This is a genomic window from Paenibacillus sp. 01L418 (genome assembly GCF_056400045.1).
Map to the genome: position 1 here is coordinate 1 of NZ_JBFTSN010000579.1, position 3,349 is coordinate 3,349.

A 3,349-nucleotide genomic window follows, 5' to 3' on the forward strand; every position below is an offset into this window, starting at 1 on the left:
ACTCAGAGGATGAGGAGCAGCCTCAATATAATTCAGTCGAGACAAGACAAGCGATGACTGCATTTGAAATGAAGCGCACAGAGGACGAGAGAAGGCTTGAGATCACTGAGCTTAATCAAGAGCTTTTGCGATTTGGCATTTCCTTTGCAGAATTGGTAGACAATTCTCCCAAGCATACCGATTCAAGAAAGCTGTTGATTGGTATCGCGCAAACGCTCGTAAGTGAAACGGATTTATTAGATTCTTTAAGGCAAACAAATAAGTTGGCTGTAAAAGAGCTGACCGAAATGTGCGGCGTTTCCCGCAAAACGGTGGAAAGAAATCGAAAATATATTATTGCTATCGCACTAATCATTTCTGGGACATACCCTTACATGCATGATTATTTACATATATCCGATGAGCGCATCGTCGAGAATAAGGAGGCAAGCAAATGAAACGTGGAGTCGTTATGAGCATTCATAAGCAGTATGCAGTTGTGATGACGGCAGACGGTCAATTTTTGCAGGCCCCTATTCAGGGAACTACACAAATCGGAGAAGAAGTGACATTCGAAGAAGAGTTTAAGAAGCGCGTCATCCAGAGGCCGATTTATTGGTATGGGAGTGCTGCCACCCTTATTTTGATTCTGTTTGTTCCACTTTTATTTTTCATGCAAAGAGACTCACAATCCGTAGTTGCTTACGTGAGCATGGATATTAATCCAAGCATAGAGCTGGGCGTCGATGAAAACGAGAAAGTACGTGAGCTTCGCGCACTTAATGAAGATGGAGAAGTCATTATTAAAGGGCTCAAATACGCAGGTRTTCATGTGGAAGAGGTTGCAGCTTCTATTTTGGAGAGGGCTAAAGGCTCACATTATCTGGATACGCCAAACAAAGATATTTTTATTACGAGTGTTTTATTAGACGACAATTTTGCGAGTAAAGGCGATTTTGAGAATATTTTGACGGGAAAAGTCGACGAGAAACTGAAAATGCTGCTCGCTCAGCTTGAAGCAGAAGCAGCAACTGCTACAATTACAACGTTGTCGCTGCCTAATGAGGTGCGTGAGGAAGCAGCTATAAATGGTATTTCTTCAGGCAAGATGGCCGTATATTTAATGGCAAAGGATGAAGGCTACAGTATCGAATTGGAGCAATTGAAAAAGCAATCCATCGATCAGGCAACAGCGTCTATCGGCGGAGTGAAGACGATTGTAAGCAATGCGGGAGATACGAGCAAAGAAAAGCTCAAGAAGTTGGTAGCACTGGAGAAAGAGGATAAGGTTAAGCAGCAAAAGGAAGAAACAAAGACGAAACCGAAACCGATTAAACCGACTACGACTCCAACTGCAAACAAGCCTGTAAAAGTGGAAAAACCAAATAAGCCTGTCGTTAGCGGAGTAAATAAAGGCAACGCAACTAATAAGCCCAATAAAAACGGGACATGGGGCAACAAGCCGGTAATTACGCCAGGGAAACCAACGAAGCCAGTTCAGCCTACAATGCCGAGCGGCGGTAAAAACGATCATAACGATGACGACAAAAATAATAACAATCATAATCATGATCGAAATAATAATGATGATGACAATGATCGAAATCGAGATCGCAATGATAGCAACAATAATCGCAATAATAACGTAAACAGTCATCAAGGCAAGCAAGAAAATGATAATTGGAAAAATCGATATGATGATAAAAAAAATAAGGAATGGAAGCATGATTGGGATAGATGGTATAAAGGTCGGGGGAGCAACAATAATGATTAGACTTCCGATATAAAAATGAACAAATAGCAGGAAATGAATGCAGTAGGCTAAAGTCCTAGATGACTTTCGGGCAGACTTTTTGCCTATTTACGGTGCATAATTCGACAGGATTTCCGATTGACAGGGATTGTAAACTCGCCCTATGATTAGTAGTAACTGTAACCGTTATTTATAGATGCTGCCGGGGAGGAGTACAAGATGTTGGCCATTCGAAAGCGCTATTTCCCGGMGCTTGCCGAGTATATTCGGAGTGGTAAGGAAGTATCATTATTCCATGCTAACGAGCTTGGCAAGGAGCTTTACGGAATAAACCCTGAAGAAATTATTGCCGTACATGAGGAATGCATACAGTCTTTGGCTGCAAATGTTGACTCGGAGGAGGCTGTGCGATTATATAATCGTTCCTTTGTTTTTTTAATGGAGATTATGGTTGCTTGCCGATTTCGTTTGCAGCCAGAGAGATCAACGGAGCAAAAATTCACTGAAATGCGAGAGATGCTTTTCAGGTCCAACCGCTCCTTTGAACGAGTCAAAAATAAGTATGAAAATGTTTTGCAGCACATGGACAGCGGAATTGCTTTGTTTGATAGTGATGGAATCTTATCGTTTATTAATGTACAAATGGCCAAGCTGCTCGACATCCCTCGGAAAACATTAATTGGTTGTACGATAAAGGAAATATTAAGACATCGGCGGCTTACTAGCAGCACGAAGCGAACAGTTCTTAGACTCTACAAAGAAATGTTTCTCATGCATAGCAAGTATTATGAGTTCCAACACAAAGATGGTAAACATCTATTGGTAACGGTTACATACGGTGATCAGTTAGACGGTGATTTTTTAATTAGCGTGAAGGATGTTTCTGAATATAAGCAAATTGAGCAGACGGCATTGCAAAACGACAAGCTTGCCATGCTCGGGAAAATTGCTGCTGCAATTGCACATGAAATTCGTAATCCGTTGACAAGCATTCGCGGCTTTATTCAGCTATTGCGGCCATATTTACTGGAAGTGGGCAAAGAAGAGTACGCTCGTATTATTTTAACGGAAATCGACCGGGCAAATGATATCATTTATGAATTTCTAAATTCGTCCAAGCCATCAGCACCAATGAAACAATTGGTGTCTATCGATCATTTAATAAAAGAGGTTGTGCTTCTGACCGAAAGTGAAGCTTTGATGCGGAATTGCGAAATTAAAGCGGAGTGTTATTGCTCAGAGCATCTCGTCTCGATTGATGTTAAACAAGTGAAGCAGGTTATTTTGAACATTATTAAAAATTCACTCGATGCGATTGAAGAAGTTCAGAGCGAGCGAAGGGGCCTTATTGATATTATTACGCGTGGAAATGGACAATTTGCCGAAATTATTATTAAGGATAATGGAAAAGGCATGGACAAAGCAACGATGAGCAGATTGTTTGACCCCTTCTTTACGACGAAGCAGTCGGGTACAGGGTTAGGCTTATCGGTAAGCTACAGAATTGTTCGCAATCATAATGGTACGATTAGAGTGGATAGTCAATTAGGGGTAGGAACTGAATTTATTCTGACACTGCCATTAGCTTAATGTTCACTACAAAAGGATTGGCTTAGC

2 protein-coding genes and 1 pseudogene are annotated in these 3,349 nt (G+C 41.2%); all 3 read left to right on the plus strand.

Going from position 1 to position 3,349, the window contains the following annotated elements; genetic code table 11:
• A pseudogene (locus AC1DSE_RS32985) lies at positions 1-437 on the plus strand (RNA polymerase subunit sigma); the annotation flags it as partial.
• A complete protein-coding gene (locus AC1DSE_RS32990) occupies positions 434-1,753 on the plus strand; it encodes an anti-sigma factor domain-containing protein (protein ID WP_477528895.1) in 1,320 nt (439 codons plus the stop codon). The pseudogene AC1DSE_RS32985 and the gene AC1DSE_RS32990, both read left to right, overlap by 4 nt.
• A gap of 198 nt (positions 1,754-1,951) precedes the next feature.
• Positions 1,952-3,322, plus strand: a complete 1,371-nt coding sequence (locus AC1DSE_RS32995; protein ID WP_477528896.1) for an ATP-binding protein — start codon at positions 1,952-1,954, stop codon at positions 3,320-3,322.
• Positions 3,323-3,349: the final 27 nt, after the last annotated feature.